Raw genomic sequence first — 20,922 nt, 5'->3', positions numbered from 1 at the left:
TGAGTATCGTTATTAGAATGTTAAGTCAAATAAATCAACATAGTCGCCAGCGCTAAAAGAATACTGAGGGTTTTATTTATTCAAGCGCTTTAAACAAAGAGCATTATCAATAAACCTCACATTAGCGGACCTTACTTCGAGTTCTTATAAAACGTTATCAGTATAAAAATAGCGGTACGGAATAGCACTGTTAAAATGCACAACAATCATCATTCAATAAATAATATTTTATGTGTTATGCACAGAAAGTTGCGATAAAAATCACACTATCATCCGCATGATACGCGTTTAAAAAATACAAAGTGAGGAAGATCACAACATGCTGGATATTCGCCAGATCATCCCCGGTTAAAATTTAAAAATATTATTCAATTGCACAATTCAGTGCGTTTAAAAATCAGATATGATGTAGCCAGCACTTACATTACCCACTCTATAACAAAACAAAAACCATTGGTTTTCTGAAATAAGTATTTGACTGGAGAGACTATGTCGCAGAACACGCAGAATTCCTCGAAAGCATTTTACATTAAAGTTCATAATGACGATAACGTCGCCATCATTGTTAATGACAACGGCTTACGAGCAGGCACTCGTTTTGATACTGGATTAGAATTAATTGAGCATATCCCGCAGGGTCATAAAGTCGCCTTGGTTAATATCGCCAAATCCGCGCCCATTATTCGCTATGGCGAAATTATCGGCTATGCCTTAAGGGATATTCCCCAGGGCAGCTGGATTGATGAGTCACTGGTCGAATTGCCCAAAGCCCCGGCGCTGGAAACGTTGCCATTGGCGACCAAAGTTCCCGCCGCGCTTCCCCCGCTGGAGGGGTACACCTTTGAAGGCTACCGCAATCCGGACGGCAGCGTCGGCACGAAAAATCTGCTCGGCATCACCACCAGCGTACACTGCGTAGCGGGCGTGGTTGACTATGTGGTTAAAATCATCGAGCGGGATTTATTGCCTAAATATCCGAACGTTGATGGCGTTGTCGCACTCAATCATCTCTACGGGTGCGGCGTAGCCATCAATGCTCCGGCAGCCGTCGTGCCTATCCGCACCATTCACAATTTGTCTCTGAATCCCAATTTCGGCGGCGAGGTGCTGGTTGTCGGTCTGGGTTGTGAAAAATTGCAGCCAGAACGTCTGCTGGAAGGAACGCCGGATGTGCAGGCTATCTCGCTGGATGAAAGCAGCATCGTGCGTTTGCAGGACGAACACCACGTCGGTTTTAAATCGATGGTGGACGATATTCTGACCACGGCCGATCGGCACCTACAGCGATTGAACAAACGTCAGCGTGAAACCTGCCCCGCTTCCGAACTGGTCGTCGGCATGCAGTGCGGCGGCAGCGATGCATTTTCCGGCGTGACGGCGAATCCGGCCGTCGGCTTCGCCTCCGATCTGCTGGTGCGCTGCGGCGCCACCGTGATGTTTTCCGAAGTTACCGAGGTGCGGGACGCCATCCATTTGCTGACGCCGCGGGCCATAAACGAAGACGTCGGCAAGCGCCTGCTGGAAGAGATGGCCTGGTACGATAATTATCTCGATAACGGCCAAACCGACCGCAGCGCCAACCCCTCGCCGGGCAATAAAAAAGGCGGACTGGCCAACGTAGTGGAAAAAGCGCTGGGCTCAATCGCCAAATCAGGCACCAGCGCCATCGTCGAAGTGCTTTCTCCGGGGCAGCGGCCGACCAAACGCGGCCTGATTTACGCGGCGACGCCTGCCAGCGATTTTGTTTGCGGCACGCAACAGCTTGCCTCCGGCATCACCGTGCAGGTATTTACCACCGGTCGCGGCACGCCTTACGGACTGTTGGCCGTTCCCGTCATCAAAATGGCTACCCGCACCGTGCTGGCGAATCGTTGGTACGACCTGATGGATATTGATGCCGGCACCATTGCGACAGGCGACGCAACGATTGAAGATGTCGGCTGGCAACTTTTCCGCTTCATTCTGGACATCGCCAGCGGCCGGAAGAAAACCTGGTCCGATCAATGGGGCCTCCACAATGCATTAGCCGTTTTTAACCCGGCGCCTGTTACCTGATTGAAATATTTCCTCTTGTGGCCGGAACAAATTCCGGCCATTTTATTTATTACCGTTTTTGATGTGGGATCAATATAGCCAGTATTCACCCTTGCCGAATTAGCAATAAGCCCGCATAAAAAACCATAATTTGCAACATTCGAAGTAAAATCAAAAATTATTGCATAATAATATTTAACAAATAGGCAATATCATCTTTCCATCCATCCTATCCGCCATCCATTTATTGAATATGCCTATCATTCTTAATTACTCGCTTTAATAACGCTTTTTCACTATTGATTTATTAATAATTAAATGAATTCATTGACATCGGGATCCTCCTCATCATAAATTTACAATACCTGACAAGACAGAAAATATATTCAGGTATTGATCTTAAAAAGAAGGCCGTTGGCGAAACGTCAAGTTATCGCTAAAAATCGACGGTACGCTTATTACAATAACGGTATATATCCTCCATACGCTTCACGATACGCCGGCATGGCAGTAGCCTGAAGGATGGAGCATATTTTGAACATTGATTAATTTACACAGCAATATACCCCAAAAATTTGGCGTTTCAGTAAGAAATATTAATCAATCCCGATACGTTTATTTCTCCGATAAACCGTCAGGCGGATGACTATCGCTAGCTGCGCGTTAGCGGAAAAATGCTGAAACTTCAAATAAATAAGGGTATGAACACTCAGGGGTTTCTGATGAGATTAAATACGCCTGTCACACAGCAGGAATATCTGTTGGATATGGATACGACATTGATGTCCACAACGGATAGAGAAAGTCATATTACTTACGCTAATTCTGCATTTATCAACGTCAGCGGTTTCGCTGAATCCGAATTAATCAACCAACCGCACAATATTGTACGCCATCCGGATATGCCCGTCGAAGCGTTCGCAGATATGTGGTCGACCTTAAAGCAAGGCGATAGCTGGACCGGACTGGTAAAAAACAGACGTAACAATGGCGACTATTATTGGGTTCGGGCGAATGTCACACCGGTTTATCATCAAAATCAATTAACGGGTTATATCTCCGTGCGCAATACGCCGAGCGCGGATGAAATCAAACAGGCTGAACCTCTATATGCTGCAATGAAGAAAAAGCAGGCCGGGAATCGTAAGCTATATAAAGGATTAGTGGTGCGAAGCGGCATATTCTCCCCGTTATCAATATTACAAAAATTGTCCGTTCGCTGGCGCCTACGTCTGACGATGCTAACTGCTGGAATAATCCCGGTTTTACTCTCTCTTGCCGGCGTGAACCCGCTTTGGCTAACGGCCATTACTCTGCCGTTAATCCTGCTGTTGGATACCTTTCTGCAACGGCAAATTACCCAACCGCTAAAAACGATTCTGAAACAGGCGCAGCATGTCGTCTCAGGCCGTAAAGCAAAACCGATACGACTGAACCGGGTTGATGAGATCGGCCTGTTGCTGCGGGCCATCAACCAATTCGGGCTCAACCTGCACTCGCTGGTCGATGATGTCAGCACCCAGGTAAACGGAATGACGGATGTCAGCCAGAAACTGGCCGAAAACAACGTCGCGCTGAATAGCCGGACGGAAGAAACCGCCGCCAATCTGCAACAAACGGCCGCGGCCATAGAGCAAATTACCGCTGCGGTTCAGCAGAGCTCTGAAACCGCGGCTCAGGCCACACAAATGGCGGAGACCGCCAGCCGCACCGCCATCAAAGGCGGGGAAATCATGCAGGAAACCAGCGGCATGATGGATTCGATTTCCAATGCCAGTAATAAAATCGTCGATATCATCAGCGTGATCGACAGTATCGCCTTTCAGACCAATATCCTTGCCTTGAATGCCTCCGTTGAAGCGGCTCGCGCCGGAGTGCAGGGTAAAGGATTCGCCGTAGTGGCCGCCGAAGTCCGCAATTTGGCGCAACACTCGGCATCCGCGGCGAAAGAGATCAAAGCGCTGATTGACGACAATGTAAAAAGCGTTAAGTCAGGCGGGGAGATGGTGGAAAATGCCAGTAAACATATCGGCGATATCGTGAACGAGGTGCTGCAAGTTTCAACGATGATCAAAGAGATCAGCAATGCCGCCCACGAGCAAACATCCGCGCTGGAATTAATCAATACATCAATTGCCCATATCGAAGAGATGACGCAGCACAATACGGATATGGTTACGCAATCGACAGAAACCGCCGAAGGGTTGAACAACCAGGCGAAACGCTTAAATAGCGCGATTAGTGTCTATGGCCGCTGATTATTGTTTCTAAATATTAAAGTTGGGGGAAATTTAACCGATAATCGTAAAGTTGCCGTCAGGAATTTTTACGTTGAGGATAAAACGATGTCTACATCTTCTATTGCTCTGGTTTTAGTTTCTTCTATTGCGCCGATCACATCTAATACTGCTAACGATGTCGACCAACAGGTTACACAGCTTAATCAACGCATTAGCCATCTTAACGAAAAGCTATCGCAACTCAATACCACCGCCGTCAGTGGAGATGACGGTTTAAGTAATACTCAAATTCAGGAACAGAAACAGATTATCCAAGCGCAATTGGTTGCTCTCCATTCCCAGGTATCCGCCTTGCAACAGGGTCAACCGGTTTCTCCGCCGCCGGCGGACGCCAACATATCGGAAGCCCAGGATATAGGCGACGCCGCATCGGAAAACGGCCGGCTTGATCTTTACGTATAATGTCATCATAAAAATACGCGACTGAAATATCAGTTGCGATGAAAACGTAAACAATGGCAAGGCGGCGACAAAAACAAGATAAACACCTTTTGTTACATGTATTACCAAGTTTTGACGACAATCATTCGTCTTAACAACCCAATTATCCTCAATACGAAAGCGTATTTACCGATAATAAATTCACACTATGTGTGATCTTTATCAGGAGGAGAAATGTCCAGCATCAGTGCGGTTTCATCAGTAACGTCATCTTCGGGCAGCGATTCGCAAACCTATGCTCAGAAGATCAATCAATTAACTCAGAAGCTTGAAAAACTGACAGAGCAGCTTGAGAACGTATCAAGTTCATCTGGAGACTCAGAAACAGCGTCAACTCAGAGCGAAACGTTGCAGGCCCAGATCCAGGCTATTGAAGCGCAGATCGCTCAACTTGAGGCCCAACAAGCGCAAGAAAGCGCCCAGGCGAAGCAGTCTGTAGAAGATACCGGAACAGATGAGAATAGTCTGTCAGCGCAGGCCGATGGCGTTAATCGCCCAACGGAAGAAAATCAAATTAACCTTTATGTTTAACGGCAAGTAGCAGGCAAGGCATGAGATAAAATCATGCCTTGTGATTACGTTTCAATGGCTTAACCAGACCTTGCAGACCTTCTATTTTGATTGCCAGCGTAATTTGCATCAGCTCGCCCAGACGCCCTTGCGGGAATTCGCCCTTACGGGCGAACCACAGTAGATACTCTTCCGGGAGATCGATCAGAGCACGCCCCTGGTATTTACCAAACGGCATCTGCATATTGGCAATCTCAATCAGGTCTTCTTTTTCCACCGCTACTCTCCCAGCAAACGAATCATCTCAGCTTCATCAATCACCGGGATCCCCAACTCCTGCGCTTTTGTCAGCTTGGAGCCGGCCGCTTCGCCCGCAATGACCATATCGGTTTTCTTCGATACGCTGCCGCTCACTTTCGCGCCTAGCGCCGTCAGCCGATCTTTGGCCTCATCGCGGGACAGGATACTCAGGGAGCCGGTCAGCACCAACGTCTTACCCGCAAACGGACTGTCGATCTCTTCAGCCTTGATCTGCGCCGGCGCGGGCCAGTGAATATTGATGCCGTCAGGATCGGTTAACTCACGGATCACCTTTTGATTGTGCTCTTCCTCAAGGAAATGACGCACATGGGTGGCGACCACCGTTCCCACATCGGGAACCTCCTGTAACGCCTCTTCATCCGCGGCGAACAACGCATCAAGCGAACCGAAATGCGCAGCCAGGTTGGCCGCCGTCGCTTCGCCGACGTCACGGATCCCCAAGGCGTACAGGAATCGCGCCAGCGTGGTGTTCTTCGCTTTTTCCAGCGCGTTGACCAGATTTTGCGCCGACTTCGGCCCCATGCGATCAAGACCGGTTAAAATCCCGGCGCTCAGGCGGAAAAGATCGGCCGGCGTTTTGACATACTCTTTTTCCACCAGTTGATCGATGATTTTGTCACCCAAACCGTCCACATCCAGCGCCCGGCGGGAAACAAAGTGTTTCAGGGACTCTTTACGCTGCGCGCCGCAAATCAGACCGCCGGTACAGCGGGTAACCGCCTCGCCTTCGACGCGCTCCACGTCGGAACCGCAAACCGGGCAAGCGGTGGGAAACACGATCGGCCGGGCGTCTTGCGGGCGTTCCGATGCCACCACGCCCACAATCTGCGGGATAACGTCACCGGCACGGCGCACAATCACCCGATCGCCGATCTGTAATCCAAGGCGTTCGATCTCATCAGCATTATGCAGCGTCGCATTGCTGACCATCACGCCCGCCACGGCTACCGGCTCCAGACGCGCCACCGGCGTAATTGCGCCGGTGCGGCCGACCTGATACTCAACATCGCGTACCCAGGTCAATTGTTCCTGCGCGGGGAATTTAAACGCTATCGCCCAACGCGGCGCACGCGCGACAAACCCCAGCCGCTCCTGCAGCGCCAGGTCGTCCACCTTGATGACCACGCCGTCGATATCAAAACCCAGCGAACCGCGTTCCTGCTCAATATGACGGTAAAAATCAAGCACTTCCTGACTGCCGGTACACAACTTGATGCGGTCGCTGACAGGTAAGCCCCACGCCCTGAATTGCATCAGGCGCTGCCAATGACTGCCCGGCAGCTCTCCCCCTTCCAGCAGCCCCACGCCATAGCAGAAAAAGGTCAGCGGACGTTTGGCCGTAATGCGGGGATCAAGCTGACGCAGCGAACCCGCCGCCGCGTTCCGCGGGTTAGCAAAGACTTTACCGCCGGTGCGGCGCGCCTCTTCATTAAGTTTCTCGAAACCGCTATGTTTCATAAAAACTTCACCGCGCACTTCCAGGCGGCGCGGAATGCCCTCACCGCTTAAACAAAGCGGGATCGCGCCGATGGTGCGAATGTTGGAGGTAATATTTTCGCCGGTAGTGCCGTCGCCGCGCGTCGCCGCGCGCACCAGCACGCCGTCTTCGTACAGCAGACTGACGGCCAGTCCGTCCAGCTTCAATTCACAGCAGAAGGTCAGGTCTTCCTCATTTTTCAACCGATCGCCGATACGTTTGCTGAACGCCAGATAGCTTTCTTCATCAAATACGTTATCCAACGACAGCATCGGCACTTCATGATGAACCTGCTCGAACGCCGCGAGCGGCGCGGCGCCGACGCGCTGAGTCGGCGAGTCGCTGGTCACCAACTGGGGATAAGCCTCTTCCAGACTTTTCAGCTCGCGCATCAGCCGGTCATATTCGGCATCGGGAATTTCCGGCGCGTCTTCCACGTGATACTTATATTCATGATGGCGCAATAACGTGCGCAGTTCTGCTATCCGTGAGGTGGCCTCACGCACTTCGTCTGACGCTATATTCAATGGATTCATACTTATTTCAGTCAGTTATTCAGACTTACCGGCTTTAATGGCGTTAATAATGTTGGTGGTGGAACAACCGTCTTCAAAATTCAGCACCTTAACCTCGCCGCCGTTGGCCCATACCTCTTCGCTGCCCGCGATTTGATGCGGCTGATAATCGCCACCTTTTACCAGAATATCCGGTAGGATTTCGGCAATCAGACGCTGCGGAGTATCCTCCTCAAACGCCACTACCCAATCAACGGACTCTAATGCTCCCAGCACGATCATGCGCTGCGGCAGCGGGTTAACCGGCCTGCTCGGCCCTTTCAGGCGTTTGGTCGAGGCATCGCTATTCACGGCGACAATCAGGCGATCGCCAAGTTTGCGGGCATTAGAAAGATAGGAGACGTGTCCCGCATGCAGAATATCGAAGCAGCCGTTGGTCATGACGATCTTTTCGCCGCGCTGACGCGCCTGCTCCACGGCTTCTTTCAGTTGCGGCTCGCTCATCACGCCGAACCCGGTTTCCGCGCGGCCGCGAATGGCGTTTTCCAGCTCGATCGGCGTTACCGTTGAAGTGCCCAATTTGCCGACCACCACGCCCGCCGCGGCATTAGCCAGGAAACAGGCTTCTTCAAGCGGATTGCCTGCGGCCAGCGCCGCGGCCAGCACGCCGATAACCGTATCTCCCGCGCCGGTCACGTCATACACTTCCTGCGCCTGCGTCGGCAGATTCAACGGCGCTTTTCCCGGCTGCAACAGCGTCATACCCTGCTCGGAACGCGTGATCAGCAGCGCGGAGAGATCGTAATCAGCCACCAGTTGCATACCGCGCGACACCAGTTCCTCTTCATTTTGACAACGCCCGACCACCGCTTCGAATTCCGACAGGTTAGGCGTCAACAGCGTCGCCCCGCGGTAACGGGCAAAATCCGTTCCTTTCGGATCGATCAATACCGGTACGCCCGCCGCTCTTGCCGTCTGGACCATCGTCTGAACATGGGCGAGCGCCCCTTTCGCGTAATCGGACAGCACCAACGCGCCGATATTCGGCAACGCCTGCTGGATACGCTCAATCATCGGCTGCGGATCGACGCCGTCGAAACCCTCTTCAAAATCCAGCCGGATCAACTGCTGATTACGGGACAACACGCGCAGTTTGGTAATCGTCGGATGCGTCGGCACGGAGACGAAATCGCACTTCACGTTGACTTCGTTAAGTTTGCTGCTCAGGGCGCGCGCGGCGTCGTCAATCCCCGTCAGGCCGACCAAGCGGGAAAGCGCGCCCAGGGATGCGATATTCATCGCCACGTTGGCGGCCCCGCCCGGCCGCTCTTCTATCGTATCCACCTTCACCACCGGCACCGGCGCTTCCGGCGAAATCCGGCTGGTCGGCCCATACCAGTAGCGGTCCAACATGACATCCCCAACCACTAATACGCCCGCGCGGCGGAAATCAGGCAGCGTAACTTTCATCCCATACTCCAAGCTCATTTCGCATAATGCGCGTCATAATATCACAGGCCTGATTATTACCAGCAAAAAGCGCTCCCCGGTTAAACAGAATGCGAAGCGCTTCTCAACCCAGCCACTTGCTCCAACTTTGTAAAACCTGTTGCCGTTCAGCCGTAAACCTATCCTGGCTTACCCGGCCGGATATCTCCTGCAGCGCCAGATGGTGTAGCTCATTGCGCATCGTGACGTAAGCCAGTTTCAGGGCATCGGCCTCACTCTCTTCCATCACGCCGTAGCGCGCCATCATCTCTAGAATTCGCACATTATCCGACCAGCGAGTCAAACGCGGCTCTTGTGAAGCATAGCGCAGCACCAGATACTGAACGATAAACTCAATGTCGGTGATCCCGCCGGCGTCCGTTTTCAGATCAAACAGCGTTTTGTCTTTGTTCGCCAGATGCTGGCGCATCTTCTCGCGCATTTCACGCACTTCGGTGCGCAGTTTGTCGGGATCGCGCTCACGGCCGAGAATATTGCGGCGTATCGACTCAAACTGCTGCTGTATGCCGCTTTCGCCGTAAACCATACGCGCCCGCACCAGCGCCTGATGTTCCCAGGTCCAGGCTTCGTTACGCTGGTAATCATCAAACGCGTCAACCGTGCTGACCAGCATGCCCGCCGCCCCGGAGGGCCGCAGACGCGCATCCACCTCATACAAAATGCCCGACGACGTGCGCGTGCTGAACAGATGCATCACGCGCTGGGCCAGCCGCAGATAAAACTGGCGGCCATCGATGCTGCGCTCGCCGTCAGTCATGACATCGGGCGGACAATCCAGCAGAAAAACCAGATCCAGATCGGAGCCGTAGCCTAATTCCCAACCGCCCAGCTTGCCATAGGCGATGACGGCGAAACCGCGTCCCTCGCGCTGGCGCAAATGCGACGGCTGACCGTAACGCGCGGCCATCAGCGACCATGCCTGCTGTACAACCGCGGCGATAATCGCTTCGGCCAGATAGGTTAAGTGGTCGCTTACTTTCATCACCGGCAGCGCGCCCGCAATATCTCCGGCGGCGATACGCAACAATTGAGCCTGTTTGAACTGGCGCACCGCCTCCAACTGCTGCTCTTCATCGTCTTCCGGGACGCGCATCAGATATTGACGCAACTCATCGGCATAGGCTTCCGGCGCGGTCGGTTGATAGAGGGTGGCGGGATCGAGCAGTTCATCAAGCAGTAGCGGATAGCGCGCCAGTTGGCTAGCCACCATCGGCGAAGCCGCGCACAACCGAATCAACTGCGCCAACGCGGGCCGCGATTCCAGCAGCAGCTCCAGGTAGGTGGTGCGGGTGACGATCCCCAGCAGCAGCGGGGTTAAGCGGGATAAAATGATATCGGCTTCCTGCCGGGCGCACACTTCCGCCAGCAGATTGGGCATCAGTTGATCGAGTACGTCGCGTCCACGCGGGCCGATAGTGCGCTTGGTCACATCATGATGAAAATCAACCACCTCGCGCAGCAATTTTTCCCGCACGCTTTCCGTCAGGTGCGGCGTCAGCGAGGCCAGATCGGCGTAATCCAGCGTATCCTGCCACAGGCTGCGATAGCTGTCGTGTTCGGGAGTAGCGCTATTATCCTGTACGTCGTCGCCAATTAAGTCATCAAACACGCGGCGTACGGACTGCGTGTGCCGCAGCAACGCCTGCTGCAGCATCGTCCAGTCATCAAAGCCCATGCCCCATGCCAGCCGCGATTGATTGAGTTCATCGTCGGGCAGGGTTTGCGTTTGCTCATCGGCAATCGCCTGCAGCAGATTTTCCAGCCGGCGCAGAAAGCAGTACGCCTCGCTGAGTTCAACCACCTGCGACTGCGCCAGCAGGCCCAGTTCCCCGATATGACGCAGCGTCGGCAATAGCGCCCTTTCCTGCAGCCCCGGCTCGCGGCCGCCGCGGATAAGCTGGAAAACCTGGGTGATAAACTCAATCTCACGAATGCCGCCCGCGCCCAGCTTGATATTGTTGCGCAAATCCCGCCGGCGGACCTCGCGGGCAATCATCCCCTTCATGTTGCGCAGCGATTGAATAACGCTGAAATCGATATAGCGCCGGAAGACAAAAGGCCGCAGCGTACGGCGCAACTCCTGGCTGTATTCATCGTCCATCCCGCCCAACAGCCGGGCTTTAACCATGGCGTAGCGCTCCCAGTCCCTTCCCTGCTCCTGGTAATAATCCTCCATCGCGGCAAAGCTCAGCACCAGCGGACCGCTATCGCCAAACGGCCGCAGCCGCATATCGACACGATACACAAAGCCATCGACCGTGGGCTGATCCAGCACCTTAATCAGCCGCTGGCCTAAACGGGTAAAAAACTGCGCGTTATCCAGCTCGCGCCGTCCGCCCTGCGTTTGACCGCTCTCCGGGTAGGTGAAAATCAGATCGATATCGGAAGAAAAATTCAGTTCGCCGCCGCCCAGCTTGCCCATACCCAGAATAAGCAGCGGTTGGGGAATGCCCTGCGCATTGACGGGCGTGCCCCAATCCCGGCAGCAGGCTTGATACAGCCAGTCGCGGGCCGAGATGATCAACGTTTCCGCCAGCTCGCTGAGCTGCCGCAGCGTTTGCTCCGTGCTGCTGACGCGCAGCGCCTGCGACCAGGCGATCCTCACCAACATATGACGGCGAAACTGCCGCAGAACCTTCATCAGCGCCGTTTCATCACGCGCTTCCGCCAGAACCTTGCTCAGCCACGCGGAATAATGCCGCCACTCTTCCGGCTGCGGCGGCTGCCGGCGCAGTTCCTCCCACCAGTCCGGGTAGCGAATCAGCGCATCGCCGACGAAATCGCTCATCGCCAATACGGCGAGATCGCTCTCCGTCGCCGGAGCGTGGTCGGCGGCAACCTCTTGCAGACGGAACAGAGCCCGTTGAGACTGTTCCGCCAGCAGCGGCGGCAAAGACGGCAAAGGAAGTGTCGACATGGTGATTCCCTTGAGACGCCGCCCGCTTCAAGCGCGGGTGAGCGCAGTTAACGGTTAATTTTCGCCGCTGTGTAACCAGAACGGCGGCTGAGCCAACGCCTGTTTACGGCAGGTTTCCAGATATGGCGACGGCGAGCGCTCGTCTGACAGTTGTTCAACCGCCTTGATTAAAGCCCGCCAGCGCTCGATATACGCCTCCACCTGTTCGGCCGGATAGGCGCCGGATAACAGCTGAAGAGCGCAAATATTGCGCTGTAAACGAGGCAGTTGCTGTACATATTGTACGTCGCTCAGGGAGTCGACGAAGGTGTGTTTCAGCTCGGCGCAACTACGCCCCAGCATGATGTCGGCGAAACGTTTATAAGAACCCTGTAGCTTAATACGCTCTTTATTATCCATATGGCTGCGCCAGCCTGCCTCGACCAGCCATGAAGTAAGCACCAGCTTACTTTGCAAATACTCCACGCTGTAGCATAGGGGTTCCGCATTTTCGGAACCTTGTACTTTATCTTCCAGGCTGGCGAGCGCGGCGCGGAACAGAGTCGTTACCTTGCGGGGAATCACGCCCCCGACCAACACCAGCATTTCGCGAATCAGCGCGCCGGCCTGCGGCAATGCGCGGCGAGCCTCCATATTGCCGCGAACCCACAGCTCTTCATGATATTGCCAATGGCCCAGCGCGTACTCCAATGCCGCGCCAATCGCCTGATCGATATTGGTTTTCGGCTCCAGAACCAGGATGCCGACCGGACGGCACTCGCGGGGTGGATTGCCTTTCGCCAGATGATACCCGCGGGCGGCTTTACTGAGGCTACCCTGACGCAGACCGCCAAACTCGGCGATTTCCGCCGCCAGTTCAAACAGATCCGAAGTCTGCCCCAGCTTAAGCTCCATCTCCAGCTCGCTCAGCGGTTCACTGAGTTCGCCCGCGCGAATCGCGCCCTGATCAAGGGCAACCTCAATCAGGCTTTGATGATAAGTGACCACCCACTTCTCGCGGGTGAAGTCAGTGCTGAACAACGGTTGCAGCGCGTGCTGAAGCGCTGCGGGATCGCAGTTTTCAGGCCAGATATCCGCCGGTAGGAGAGCAAGATCCAGTTCCGCTTTTTCCAGCGGCACGTTGTATTCCGAGTGCTGATGCAGCCCGCCAATCACTTTACCGGCGGTTTTCACCGTCATTTCATAGCGTTCGTTCTCGCCGCGGATGCGCAGCCCTATGCCATGCCGGCGCAGGAAATTGTCCGCCGTCTCATAATAGGTATTCGACAGCCGCTGGGCATGGATATGCTCGGCATGGCTGTATTCGCTCTGCCAGACAGATAGCTGTTTGCGCAGCGAATCAACACTGTCGGGGTGAACAATAAATTTCAGTTCAATTTCTTCACTCATAACTTTTACCACATCGGGTTCAGCGCCAATTCCGTTAGTAGATAACATTTTACTTCACCTTGCCACTTTTGCCGCACCCTCTGATTTTTGCTTGTTTCCGCCTGCGCGGTTATCGGTTCGATTCCCATCAGCGCGCAATATCAACGGCCTGGAAAGCTGGCATCCTGAACAAGAGTGAGAAAGTTCTCATTCAGGTTTAACCATTGCCTCGTCAGACTTAACCCTCTACTATCATCCTATGACTCACGCAACATGATGATCTTATGCAGAAATTACTCCTGATTTGCTTTACCTTGATGACCCTTGCTTCAAGTTTGACCGTTCATGCGGAAGAAAAACGTTATATTTCCGATGAGTTACTGACCTATATTCATAGCGGCCCAGGCAATCAATACCGTATCGTCGGTACGTTGAACGCGGGCGATGAAGTGGCGGTGCTCAGCGTTAATCAAGCCGCGGGCTACGCGCAAATCCGCGATGACAGAAACCGCACCAGTTGGATCCCGCTCGATCAGTTGAGCGAAACCCCCAGCCTGAAAACCCGCGTGCCGGAATTGGAACATCAGGTCAACGATCTGACGGAAAAACTGAAGAATATCGATCAAACCTGGAACCAGCGCACGGCCGAAATGCAACAGAAAGTCGCCGCCAGCGATGGTATTATCAACGGGTTGCGTAACGAAAATCAGGAATTGAAAAATCAGCTCATCGTGGCTCAGAAGAAAGTCAGCGCCGCGAATGTCCAGCTTGACGATAAACAGCGAACCATCATTCTGCAATGGTTCCTGTACGGCGGCGGCGTGGCCGGCGCCGGACTCCTGTTGGGCCTGCTGCTGCCGCATATTATCCCCCGCCGCAAAAAGAATGACCGCTGGATGAGTTAGCGTTATCTGCTGTCTGTAACGGTAATAATGCGCAAAAATGGTAATATGTCATGAATATGACGATACATTCACAGGAGCCAGAGGTTGAATATTTACCTTGTCGGCGGCGCCGTACGGGACAGTCTGCTTAATTTGCCCGTTACCGAACGAGACTGGGTAGTGGTTGGCGCAACGCCGGAGCAAATGCTGGCGCAGGGTTATCAGCAGGTAGGGAGAGATTTTCCCGTATTTTTGCATCCGGTCAGCCATGAGGAGTATGCGCTGGCCCGTACCGAGCGAAAATCAGGCAACGGCTATACCGGTTTTGTTTGCCATGCCGCGCCGGATGTCACGCTGGAGCAGGACTTACTGCGCCGGGATCTGACCATTAATGCGATTGCCCGTACGGAACAGGGCGAGTTGGTCGATCCCTATCACGGCCGCCGGGATCTGGAACACCGCCTGCTGCGCCATGTTTCCGACGCCTTTAGCGAAGATCCGCTACGCGTATTGCGTGTGGCGCGCTTTGCCGCCCGCTTCGCCGACCTTGGTTTCCAGATCGCCGAAGAAACCATGGCGCTGATGCAAAAAATGACGCATGAGGGCGAACTTGCTTATCTGACGCCGGAGCGCGTCTGGAAAGAAACCGAAAAGGCGCTCGCAACCCAATCCCCGCAGGTCTATTTTCAGGTGCTCAGAGATTGCGGCGCGCTTGCCGTACTGTTTCCCGAAATCGATAGGCTTTACGGCATTCCGGCGCCGGCCAAATGGCACCCGGAAATCGACACCGGCGTTCACACGCTAATGACGCTGGCTATCGCCGCCCGTCTCACCCCGGATGTCGACGTGCGTTTCGCCACCCTGTGCCACGATCTTGGCAAAGGACTGACGCCGCCGGAACTCTGGCCCCGGCATCACGGTCACGGTCCGGCGGGGGTGAAACTGGTTGAGGCTTTGTGCCTGCGACTGCGAATTCCCAACCATATTCGGGATCTGGCGAAACTGGTCGCGGAATATCACGATCTGGTGCATACGGTTCAGGTATTGCAGCCTAAGACGTTGCTGAAGCTGTTTGACGCCCTGGATGTCTGGCGGAAACCGCAGCGGCTGGAACAGTTGGCGATCACCAGCGAAGCGGACGCCCGCGGGCGCGCCGGCTTTGAGGAAACCGCTTACCCGCAAGGCGATTATCTGCGCGAGGCTTTTCGCGTCGCGTGCGGCGTCACCAGCGCGGAAGTCGTCGCCGACGGTTTTCAGGGCATTGAGGTACGCAACGAGCTTAATCGCCGCCGTAGCAAAGCGTTGCAACGGTGGAAAGCGCAACTGGCGGATAACGCCCCGTCAGCGATATAAGCAAAAGCCGCGCCACAGCGCGGCTTTTTTACTTTGCGGCAGAATTACAGAAACACCACATACACCGCCGCCGCGACGATAAAGCGGTAAATCGCGAAAGGAACGAAAGAGATGCGTTTGATAATCTGCAAAAAGGTTTTAATCGCAATCAGCGCCACGATAAAGGCCGTGATAAAACCTACGGCGAACATCGGCACATCGGCCAGCGACAGAAAATGCCAGCTTTTATAAAGATCCAGCACCGTCGCGCCCAGCATCATGGGAACCGCCAGAATAAAAGAGAACTCCGATGCGGCATAACGGCTGACGCCTACCAGCATCCCGCCGGAAATCGTGGCGCCGGAGCGGGAAAAACCCGGCCAGAGCGCCAGACATTGGAAGCAGCCGATCATAAACGCCTGGCGGTGAGTAATGTCATCCAGCCCGACGGCCCGTGGATGCCGGGGCTTCAACCATTCCGCCGCCAGCAGCAGCAGGCCGCCGACCACTAACGCATACATGACGTTTCTGGGTTCAAACAGCGATTTGATCACATCGTGAAAAATCAGGCCAAGCACCACGGCCGGGATCATCGCCAGCAGGATATGGCTCAGTTTTAAACGCCCGGGGGTATGGCCTTCATGCGGAACCTGACCGAAATGGATGCCGATAAGGCCAAACAAGCGACGCCAAAACATCACGACCACCGCAAGAATCGAGCCGAGCTGAATGATCACCTCAAAGGTTTTTGCCTTGTCATCCGCAAATCCCAGCCAATGACCGACAATAATCATATGACCGGTGGAAGATACGGGTAAAAACTCAGTAAGCCCCTCAACCACACCAAGAATAAATGCAACTAACAATGAATGCAGATCTGCCATCTAGAATCCTTTGCTTCTTATTATTAAAACAACAACTTTAGACCATACAAAAACGCCTGGAGCGTTTTTGAACGTCGCTTGCGACGGCCCGAAGGGGGGCGGGCAAGGATAGCCCGCCATACAAAAACGCCCGGAGCGTTTTTGAACGTCGCTTGCGACGGCCCGAAAGGGGGCGGGCAGGGATAGCCCGCCATACAAAAACGCCTGAAACGATTCTGCTCGTCGCTTGCGACGGCCCATAAAAAAGCGGCGGCGTTGCCGGCGGCCGCTATACCCGTTTTATAGACCTCGCAGGTTACTGTTTCGTTACGCGCAGCGCAGCATTATTTAAGTAAAATCGGATTTATCGCGTCCCGCGCTCAATAATTACGCCGACCTGCCGCGCCTGCGCCACCGCGCCCGGCTTGCAAACCTTAATGCGCAGCCAGGGGATGGAGAAACGCTGCATAAGCATTGTCGCCACCTCTTCCGCCACCCGTTCAACCAGCGCGAAGCGCTGTCCCGCCACCAGCGCAATCACGGCCTCGCTGACATCGGCATAGCTCAGGCAGTCGTTAACGTCGTCGCTTCCCGCCGCCTGACGATTATCCCAGCCCATTTCGATATCGAACACCAGCTTCTGCTGGATGGTCTGTTCCCAGTCGTAAACGCCAATAGTGGTGATTACGGTAAGTTCCTCAATAAATACGATATCCATCACGCCATTCTCTGTTTTTGTCGTTGTCGGATACCACTTCCGACGGAATATGCGTATTATCCACAGATGCAAAGAGTAAAACGACCCTTATTAAACGTCCTTTTATTGAACGTCTTTCTATTAAACGGAACCGCGTTATGAGTGCTACCGCGCTTGGTATGATATTAATCGCGTATCTGTGTGGCTCCATTTCCAGCGCGATTCTGGTCTGCCGGATCGCCGGACTGCCGGACCCTCGCGAGCATGGCTCAGGAAATCCCGGCGCCACCAACGTATTACGTATCGGCGGCAAATCCGTCGCCGCCACCGTACTGGTCTTCGACATATTGAAAGGAATGCTGCCCGTGTGGGCGGCGTATGCGTTGGGCGTTCCTCCGCTCTACCTGGGTTTGACCGCCATCGCCGCCTGTCTCGGCCACATCTATCCGGTATTTTTTCATTTCCGGGGCGGCAAAGGCGTCGCCACGGCATTCGGCGCCATTGCGCCAATCGGCTGGGATCTTACCGGTCTGATGACGGGAACCTGGCTGCTTACCGTGCTGCTGAGCGGCTACTCGTCGCTGGGGGCGATTATCAGCGCGCTGATTGCGCCGTTTTATGTTTGGTGGTTTAAGCCGCAGTTTACTTTTCCCGTCGCCATGCTTTCCTGCCTGATACTGGTGCGTCATCACGACAACATTCAGCGTTTATGGCGCGGTCAGGAAAGCAAAATCTGGAACAAACTACGGAAGAAGAAAAAACCAGCCGAGTAACATCCCGCTACGCGCCGGCCATCCCACCGCGGCGGAGATGGCCGGCGTACAACGCTATCCGGTCAGGCTCAATACCGGCCGATCCCCACTAACTCCTGACGCGGTAGTCGGAATACGGCCATGCTCTCCGCCAACTGCCGCGCCTGTTCTTCCAGCGAACGCGTCGCCGCCGCCGACTCCTCCACCAGCGACGCATTCTGCTGCGCCGCTTCATCCATCTGCGACACCGCGACATTCACCTGCTCAATACCGTGACTCTGTTCGCGCGACGCGCTGGATATCTCTCGCATCAGGGTCGTCATATGCGCTACGGCCTCGGATACCTCGTTCATGATATCGCCGGCCGTCTTCGCCATTTGAGCGCCTTCCGTGACGCGCAGCTGAGAATCCAGCATCAGCGCTTTAATTTCCTTGGCTGACTGGGCGCTGCGCTGCGCCAGATTTCTCACCTCGCCGGCCACCACCGCGAATCCTCTGCCCTGCTCGCCCGCCCGCGCGGCTTCCACCGCCGCATTCAGCGCCAGGATATTGGTCTGGAAGGCAATACCGTCGATGACCGTCAGAATATCGGCGACGCGTTCCGAGCTTTGGGAGATCAGCTTCATCTTCTCACCCATCTGCTCCACCGCGTCGCTGCCCCGATCGGAAATATCCGCCACATTCTGCGCCAGGCTATAAGCCTGTTCGGCGTTCTCGGCATTCAGCTTCACGGTCGCATTCAACTGCTCCATGCTGGCCGCCGTCTGTTCGATCGACGCGGCGGATTCTTCGGTGCGCGCCGCCAAATGCGTGTTTCCCATCGACAACTCGCCGGTGCCGATATCAATCTGCCCGCCGGCATCACGCACCCGTCCCACGGCCAGAGAGAGCGAATGCTGCATGCTTTTCATCGACTGCATCAGGCGGCCGATTTCATTTTTGCCGCCCTCTTCAATCTGATGCGTTAGATCGCCAAGAGCGATAAATTCCAGCTGAGATATCGCTTTATTCAAAGGACTCAATACCAGATTCTTCAATGCCAGCCAGGCGATCAGCACCACCACAAGGGCAAGCGCAAGGGAGCAACCGATGGTGATCAGACGGCTAAAAGCAAAACTTTCCGCCTGGTCGAGCATATCCTGCCCGACTTCCAGCGCGAAATCGCGAAAGGCATTGTTGGCCTTATCCATTTCGGCGCTGAGAGAAGGAACGACATGCTGCAACAGCGTTTCATAACCGGTCACGTCGCCGCGCTTCAGGGCGTCGAGCATAGGATGGATGCCGCTGTTGACATAAATTTCGTAGCTATTTTTGATATCCGCGGCCAGCTTCGCGCCGTGCGCCGTAACGGTGCCGTATGCCAAAAACCGCTCCATCTCCTTATGGGAAACCTCGGCATAGTTCTGCGCCCGCGCGATTGATTCCTTGGCCAGCAGCAGTTCTCCGCTTCTCAACTGCTGTGCGCCCAGCGCGGCTGCGGTCCGCGCGCGTAATGACGCGGCGTAGCTGCTCGCCAACGCGCTAACCTCTTTTCCCTGTATTTTGTCAATCGTCGTCAGTGATTTGGTTCCCTGACTAATAGAGCTGACGCCAATAACGCTAACCAATGTCAAGAGCAATACCATCACGCTCAGCAACACAATCAAATTCACCTTAATGGTGATATTTTTCAACATCGTTCCCTCCTGAATTTATAAAACTCGATCCCATAAAAACAACAACTGATTAACGCCATTTGCGCGAGGCACATCTTATCGGCGGCCTTTTGCCACATCTTTAACCCGGCTCCGGTTTCGTAACTTAAGAACGAATTAATAAGTTTGTTACGTTATTACATAAGTAATGACATACCGCGCAAGGAGAATCAGGGGCGAGCAGAAAGCGCTAAAAGTCGGGGACATTAAGCCTGTTTTGGCTATAATGACCGCCACTCCATTTCATGTTTGAAGAGAAGGAAAACGACATGAGTTTGAACAATGTCCCGGCAGGTAAAGATCTTCCGGAAGATATCTATGTAATTATTGAAATCCCCGCTAACGCCGATCCGATCAAATATGAAATTGATAAGGACTCCGGCGAGCTGTTCGTCGACCGCTTCATGTCTACCGCCATGTTCTACCCATGCAACTATGGCTACATCAACCATACGCTGTCGCTGGACGGCGATCCGGTTGACGTGCTGGTGCCGACGCCTTATCCGCTGCAGCCCGGCGCGGTTATTCGCTGCCGCCCGGTCGGCGTACTGAAAATGACCGACGAAGCGGGCGAAGACGCCAAATTGGTCGCCGTGCCGCATAGCAAGCTGACAAAAGAGTACGATCACATCAAAGACGTCAACGATTTGCCGGAATTACTGCGTGCGCAGATCGGCCATTTCTTTGAACATTACAAAGATCTGGAAAAAGGCAAGTGGGTAAAAGTAGAAGGTTGGGATAACGCCGAAGCCGCTAAAGCGGAGATCGTCGCCTCTTTCGAACGCGCCAAGAAGAAATAAGGTTGGCTGACAGTTTGCCGCTATAACCCCGCCCAACCTCCCTCTTGTCTGGGGGAGGAGTTAATCCATTAAGCGAACGGGCGGGGTTAGACCATGAAGGATTGTTTGCAAACTAAACGCCGCAAGCGGCGTTGAAAAAATTCTTCCGAAAATTGTTTATGGCTCTTCTTCTTCACGCTGCAGCCAATCCCCGCTGGGGATGCGCGGCAAGCCCGCGACCGAATGTTTATATAAATAGATCCAGGCGTTCCCCAATGGGGTGCCGATCAGTTCACGTCGGTATTCGTGACCATCTCGTTTCAATGCATCCAGCTCCGCCAGTATCGACGAACTGATACGATACACTTCGCCATAAATCTTCCCATCACCAGGCACCACCGCCGGATAATGGCCGAGGTTATACAACTCGTATCCAGCGAGTTGGCAATCCCCCAACCATTGAGCATTGGTCATCCAGTGACTGTTTCCCTGTTTGCGTCGTAAACTGCCGTAGACAATAATTCGCATC

17 protein-coding genes are annotated in these 20,922 nt (G+C 54.1%); 8 read left to right on the top strand and 9 right to left on the bottom strand.

Annotated features, from left to right (window positions below; genetic code table 11):
* Window positions 1-489 precede the first annotated feature (489 nt).
* The 4 genes from garD to HC231_RS04445 all read left to right on the top strand — a co-directional run bounded on the left by garD (window position 490) and on the right by HC231_RS04445 (window position 5,306).
* Entirely contained in the window at window positions 490-2,055 is a 1,566-nt protein-coding gene (gene garD, locus HC231_RS04460; RefSeq protein WP_208229905.1) for a galactarate dehydratase, read from the top strand.
* A gap of 701 nt (window positions 2,056-2,756) precedes the next feature.
* Window positions 2,757-4,292, top strand: a complete 1,536-nt coding sequence (locus HC231_RS04455; protein WP_208229904.1) for a methyl-accepting chemotaxis protein — start codon at window positions 2,757-2,759, stop codon at window positions 4,290-4,292.
* 87 nt (window positions 4,293-4,379) lie between these two features.
* Window positions 4,380-4,736: a FlxA-like family protein gene (locus tag HC231_RS04450; RefSeq protein WP_208229903.1), complete on the top strand. Its 357-nt coding sequence runs from the start codon at window positions 4,380-4,382 to the stop codon at window positions 4,734-4,736.
* A 213-nt stretch (window positions 4,737-4,949) separates the two neighbouring features.
* Entirely contained in the window at window positions 4,950-5,306 is a 357-nt protein-coding gene (locus tag HC231_RS04445) for a FlxA-like family protein (protein WP_208229902.1), read from the top strand.
* Window positions 5,307-5,337: 31 nt separating this feature from the next.
* Here the strand turns inward: HC231_RS04445 and HC231_RS04440 are convergent, their stop codons facing one another.
* The 5 genes from HC231_RS04440 to HC231_RS04420 form a co-directional block, all read right to left on the bottom strand.
* Entirely contained in the window at window positions 5,338-5,562 is a 225-nt protein-coding gene (locus HC231_RS04440) for a DUF3820 family protein (protein ID WP_208229901.1), read from the bottom strand.
* A gap of 2 nt (window positions 5,563-5,564) precedes the next feature.
* Window positions 5,565-7,619 carry an NAD-dependent DNA ligase LigA gene (ligA, locus tag HC231_RS04435; protein WP_208229900.1) on the bottom strand — a complete coding sequence of 685 codons (2,055 nt, stop codon included), beginning with the start codon at window positions 7,617-7,619 and terminating at the stop codon, window positions 5,565-5,567.
* A gap of 15 nt (window positions 7,620-7,634) precedes the next feature.
* Window positions 7,635-9,068 (bottom strand): bifunctional D-glycero-beta-D-manno-heptose-7-phosphate kinase/D-glycero-beta-D-manno-heptose 1-phosphate adenylyltransferase HldE, encoded by a 1,434-nt coding sequence (gene hldE, locus HC231_RS04430; RefSeq protein ID WP_208229899.1) that lies wholly within the window; start codon window positions 9,066-9,068, stop codon window positions 7,635-7,637.
* Window positions 9,069-9,171: 103 nt separating this feature from the next.
* Window positions 9,172-12,024, bottom strand: coding sequence for a bifunctional [glutamate--ammonia ligase]-adenylyl-L-tyrosine phosphorylase/[glutamate--ammonia-ligase] adenylyltransferase (glnE, locus tag HC231_RS04425; RefSeq protein ID WP_208229898.1), 2,853 nt, complete (start codon window positions 12,022-12,024; stop codon window positions 9,172-9,174).
* A 54-nt stretch (window positions 12,025-12,078) separates the two neighbouring features.
* On the bottom strand, window positions 12,079-13,413 hold the full coding sequence (locus tag HC231_RS04420; protein ID WP_208231221.1) for a CYTH domain-containing protein: 1,335 nt from the start codon (window positions 13,411-13,413) through the stop codon (window positions 12,079-12,081).
* 263 nt (window positions 13,414-13,676) lie between these two features.
* Here HC231_RS04420 and HC231_RS04415 point away from each other — a divergent pair, with 263 nt between their 5' ends.
* The gene (locus HC231_RS04415; RefSeq protein ID WP_208229897.1) at window positions 13,677-14,297 is read left to right on the top strand and encodes a TIGR04211 family SH3 domain-containing protein; all 621 of its coding nucleotides are present in this window, start codon (window positions 13,677-13,679) and stop codon (window positions 14,295-14,297) included.
* 84 nt (window positions 14,298-14,381) lie between these two features.
* Window positions 14,382-15,629, top strand: coding sequence for a multifunctional CCA addition/repair protein (locus HC231_RS04410; protein WP_208229896.1), 1,248 nt, complete (start codon window positions 14,382-14,384; stop codon window positions 15,627-15,629).
* Window positions 15,630-15,673: 44 nt separating this feature from the next.
* Here the strand turns inward: HC231_RS04410 and bacA are convergent, their stop codons facing one another.
* Window positions 15,674-16,492 (bottom strand): undecaprenyl-diphosphate phosphatase, encoded by an 819-nt coding sequence (gene bacA, locus HC231_RS04405; protein ID WP_208229895.1) that lies wholly within the window; start codon window positions 16,490-16,492, stop codon window positions 15,674-15,676.
* 343 nt (window positions 16,493-16,835) lie between these two features.
* The gene (folB, locus tag HC231_RS04400; protein ID WP_048637641.1) at window positions 16,836-17,189 is read right to left on the bottom strand and encodes a bifunctional dihydroneopterin aldolase/7,8-dihydroneopterin epimerase; all 354 of its coding nucleotides are present in this window, start codon (window positions 17,187-17,189) and stop codon (window positions 16,836-16,838) included.
* 137 nt (window positions 17,190-17,326) lie between these two features.
* Here folB and plsY point away from each other — a divergent pair, with 137 nt between their 5' ends.
* Window positions 17,327-17,941, top strand: coding sequence for a glycerol-3-phosphate 1-O-acyltransferase PlsY (plsY, locus tag HC231_RS04395; protein WP_208229894.1), 615 nt, complete (start codon window positions 17,327-17,329; stop codon window positions 17,939-17,941).
* A 68-nt stretch (window positions 17,942-18,009) separates the two neighbouring features.
* Here the strand turns inward: plsY and HC231_RS04390 are convergent, their stop codons facing one another.
* A complete protein-coding gene (locus HC231_RS04390; protein WP_208229893.1) occupies window positions 18,010-19,596 on the bottom strand; it encodes a methyl-accepting chemotaxis protein in 1,587 nt (528 codons plus the stop codon).
* A gap of 287 nt (window positions 19,597-19,883) precedes the next feature.
* On the opposite strand from HC231_RS04390, the gene ppa reads away from it, so the two are divergent.
* Window positions 19,884-20,414, top strand: coding sequence for an inorganic diphosphatase (gene ppa / locus HC231_RS04385; protein WP_208229892.1), 531 nt, complete (start codon window positions 19,884-19,886; stop codon window positions 20,412-20,414).
* A 156-nt stretch (window positions 20,415-20,570) separates the two neighbouring features.
* Here the strand turns inward: ppa and HC231_RS04380 are convergent, their stop codons facing one another.
* Entirely contained in the window at window positions 20,571-20,921 is a 351-nt protein-coding gene (locus HC231_RS04380; protein WP_208229891.1) for a gamma-glutamylcyclotransferase family protein, read from the bottom strand.
* Between the last annotated feature and the right edge of the window lies 1 nt (window position 20,922).

This window comes from Brenneria izadpanahii (genome assembly GCF_017569925.1).
Classification (GTDB): Bacteria; Pseudomonadota; Gammaproteobacteria; order Enterobacterales; family Enterobacteriaceae; genus Brenneria; species Brenneria izadpanahii.
Note: the sequence above shows the minus strand (reverse complement) of the source record. Positions and strands in the feature narration are given on the sequence as shown.

Coding starts and splice junctions, on each gene's coding strand:
- garD (WP_208229905.1), top strand. CDS start 490: ATGTCGCAGAACACGCAGAATTCCTCGAAAGCATTTTACATTAAAGTT.
- HC231_RS04455 (WP_208229904.1), top strand. CDS start 2,757: ATGAGATTAAATACGCCTGTCACACAGCAGGAATATCTGTTGGATATG.
- HC231_RS04450 (WP_208229903.1), top strand. CDS start 4,380: ATGTCTACATCTTCTATTGCTCTGGTTTTAGTTTCTTCTATTGCGCCG.
- HC231_RS04445 (WP_208229902.1), top strand. CDS start 4,950: ATGTCCAGCATCAGTGCGGTTTCATCAGTAACGTCATCTTCGGGCAGC.
- ligA (WP_208229900.1), bottom strand. CDS start 7,619: ATGAATCCATTGAATATAGCGTCAGACGAAGTGCGTGAGGCCACCTCA.
- hldE (WP_208229899.1), bottom strand. CDS start 9,068: ATGAAAGTTACGCTGCCTGATTTCCGCCGCGCGGGCGTATTAGTGGTT.
- glnE (WP_208229898.1), bottom strand. CDS start 12,024: ATGTCGACACTTCCTTTGCCGTCTTTGCCGCCGCTGCTGGCGGAACAG.
- HC231_RS04420 (WP_208231221.1), bottom strand. CDS start 13,413: ATGAGTGAAGAAATTGAACTGAAATTTATTGTTCACCCCGACAGTGTT.
- HC231_RS04415 (WP_208229897.1), top strand. CDS start 13,677: ATGCAGAAATTACTCCTGATTTGCTTTACCTTGATGACCCTTGCTTCA.
- bacA (WP_208229895.1), bottom strand. CDS start 16,492: ATGGCAGATCTGCATTCATTGTTAGTTGCATTTATTCTTGGTGTGGTT.
- folB (WP_048637641.1), bottom strand. CDS start 17,189: ATGGATATCGTATTTATTGAGGAACTTACCGTAATCACCACTATTGGC.
- plsY (WP_208229894.1), top strand. CDS start 17,327: ATGAGTGCTACCGCGCTTGGTATGATATTAATCGCGTATCTGTGTGGC.
- HC231_RS04390 (WP_208229893.1), bottom strand. CDS start 19,596: ATGTTGAAAAATATCACCATTAAGGTGAATTTGATTGTGTTGCTGAGC.
- ppa (WP_208229892.1), top strand. CDS start 19,884: ATGAGTTTGAACAATGTCCCGGCAGGTAAAGATCTTCCGGAAGATATC.
- HC231_RS04380 (WP_208229891.1), bottom strand. CDS start 20,921: ATGCGAATTATTGTCTACGGCAGTTTACGACGCAAACAGGGAAACAGT.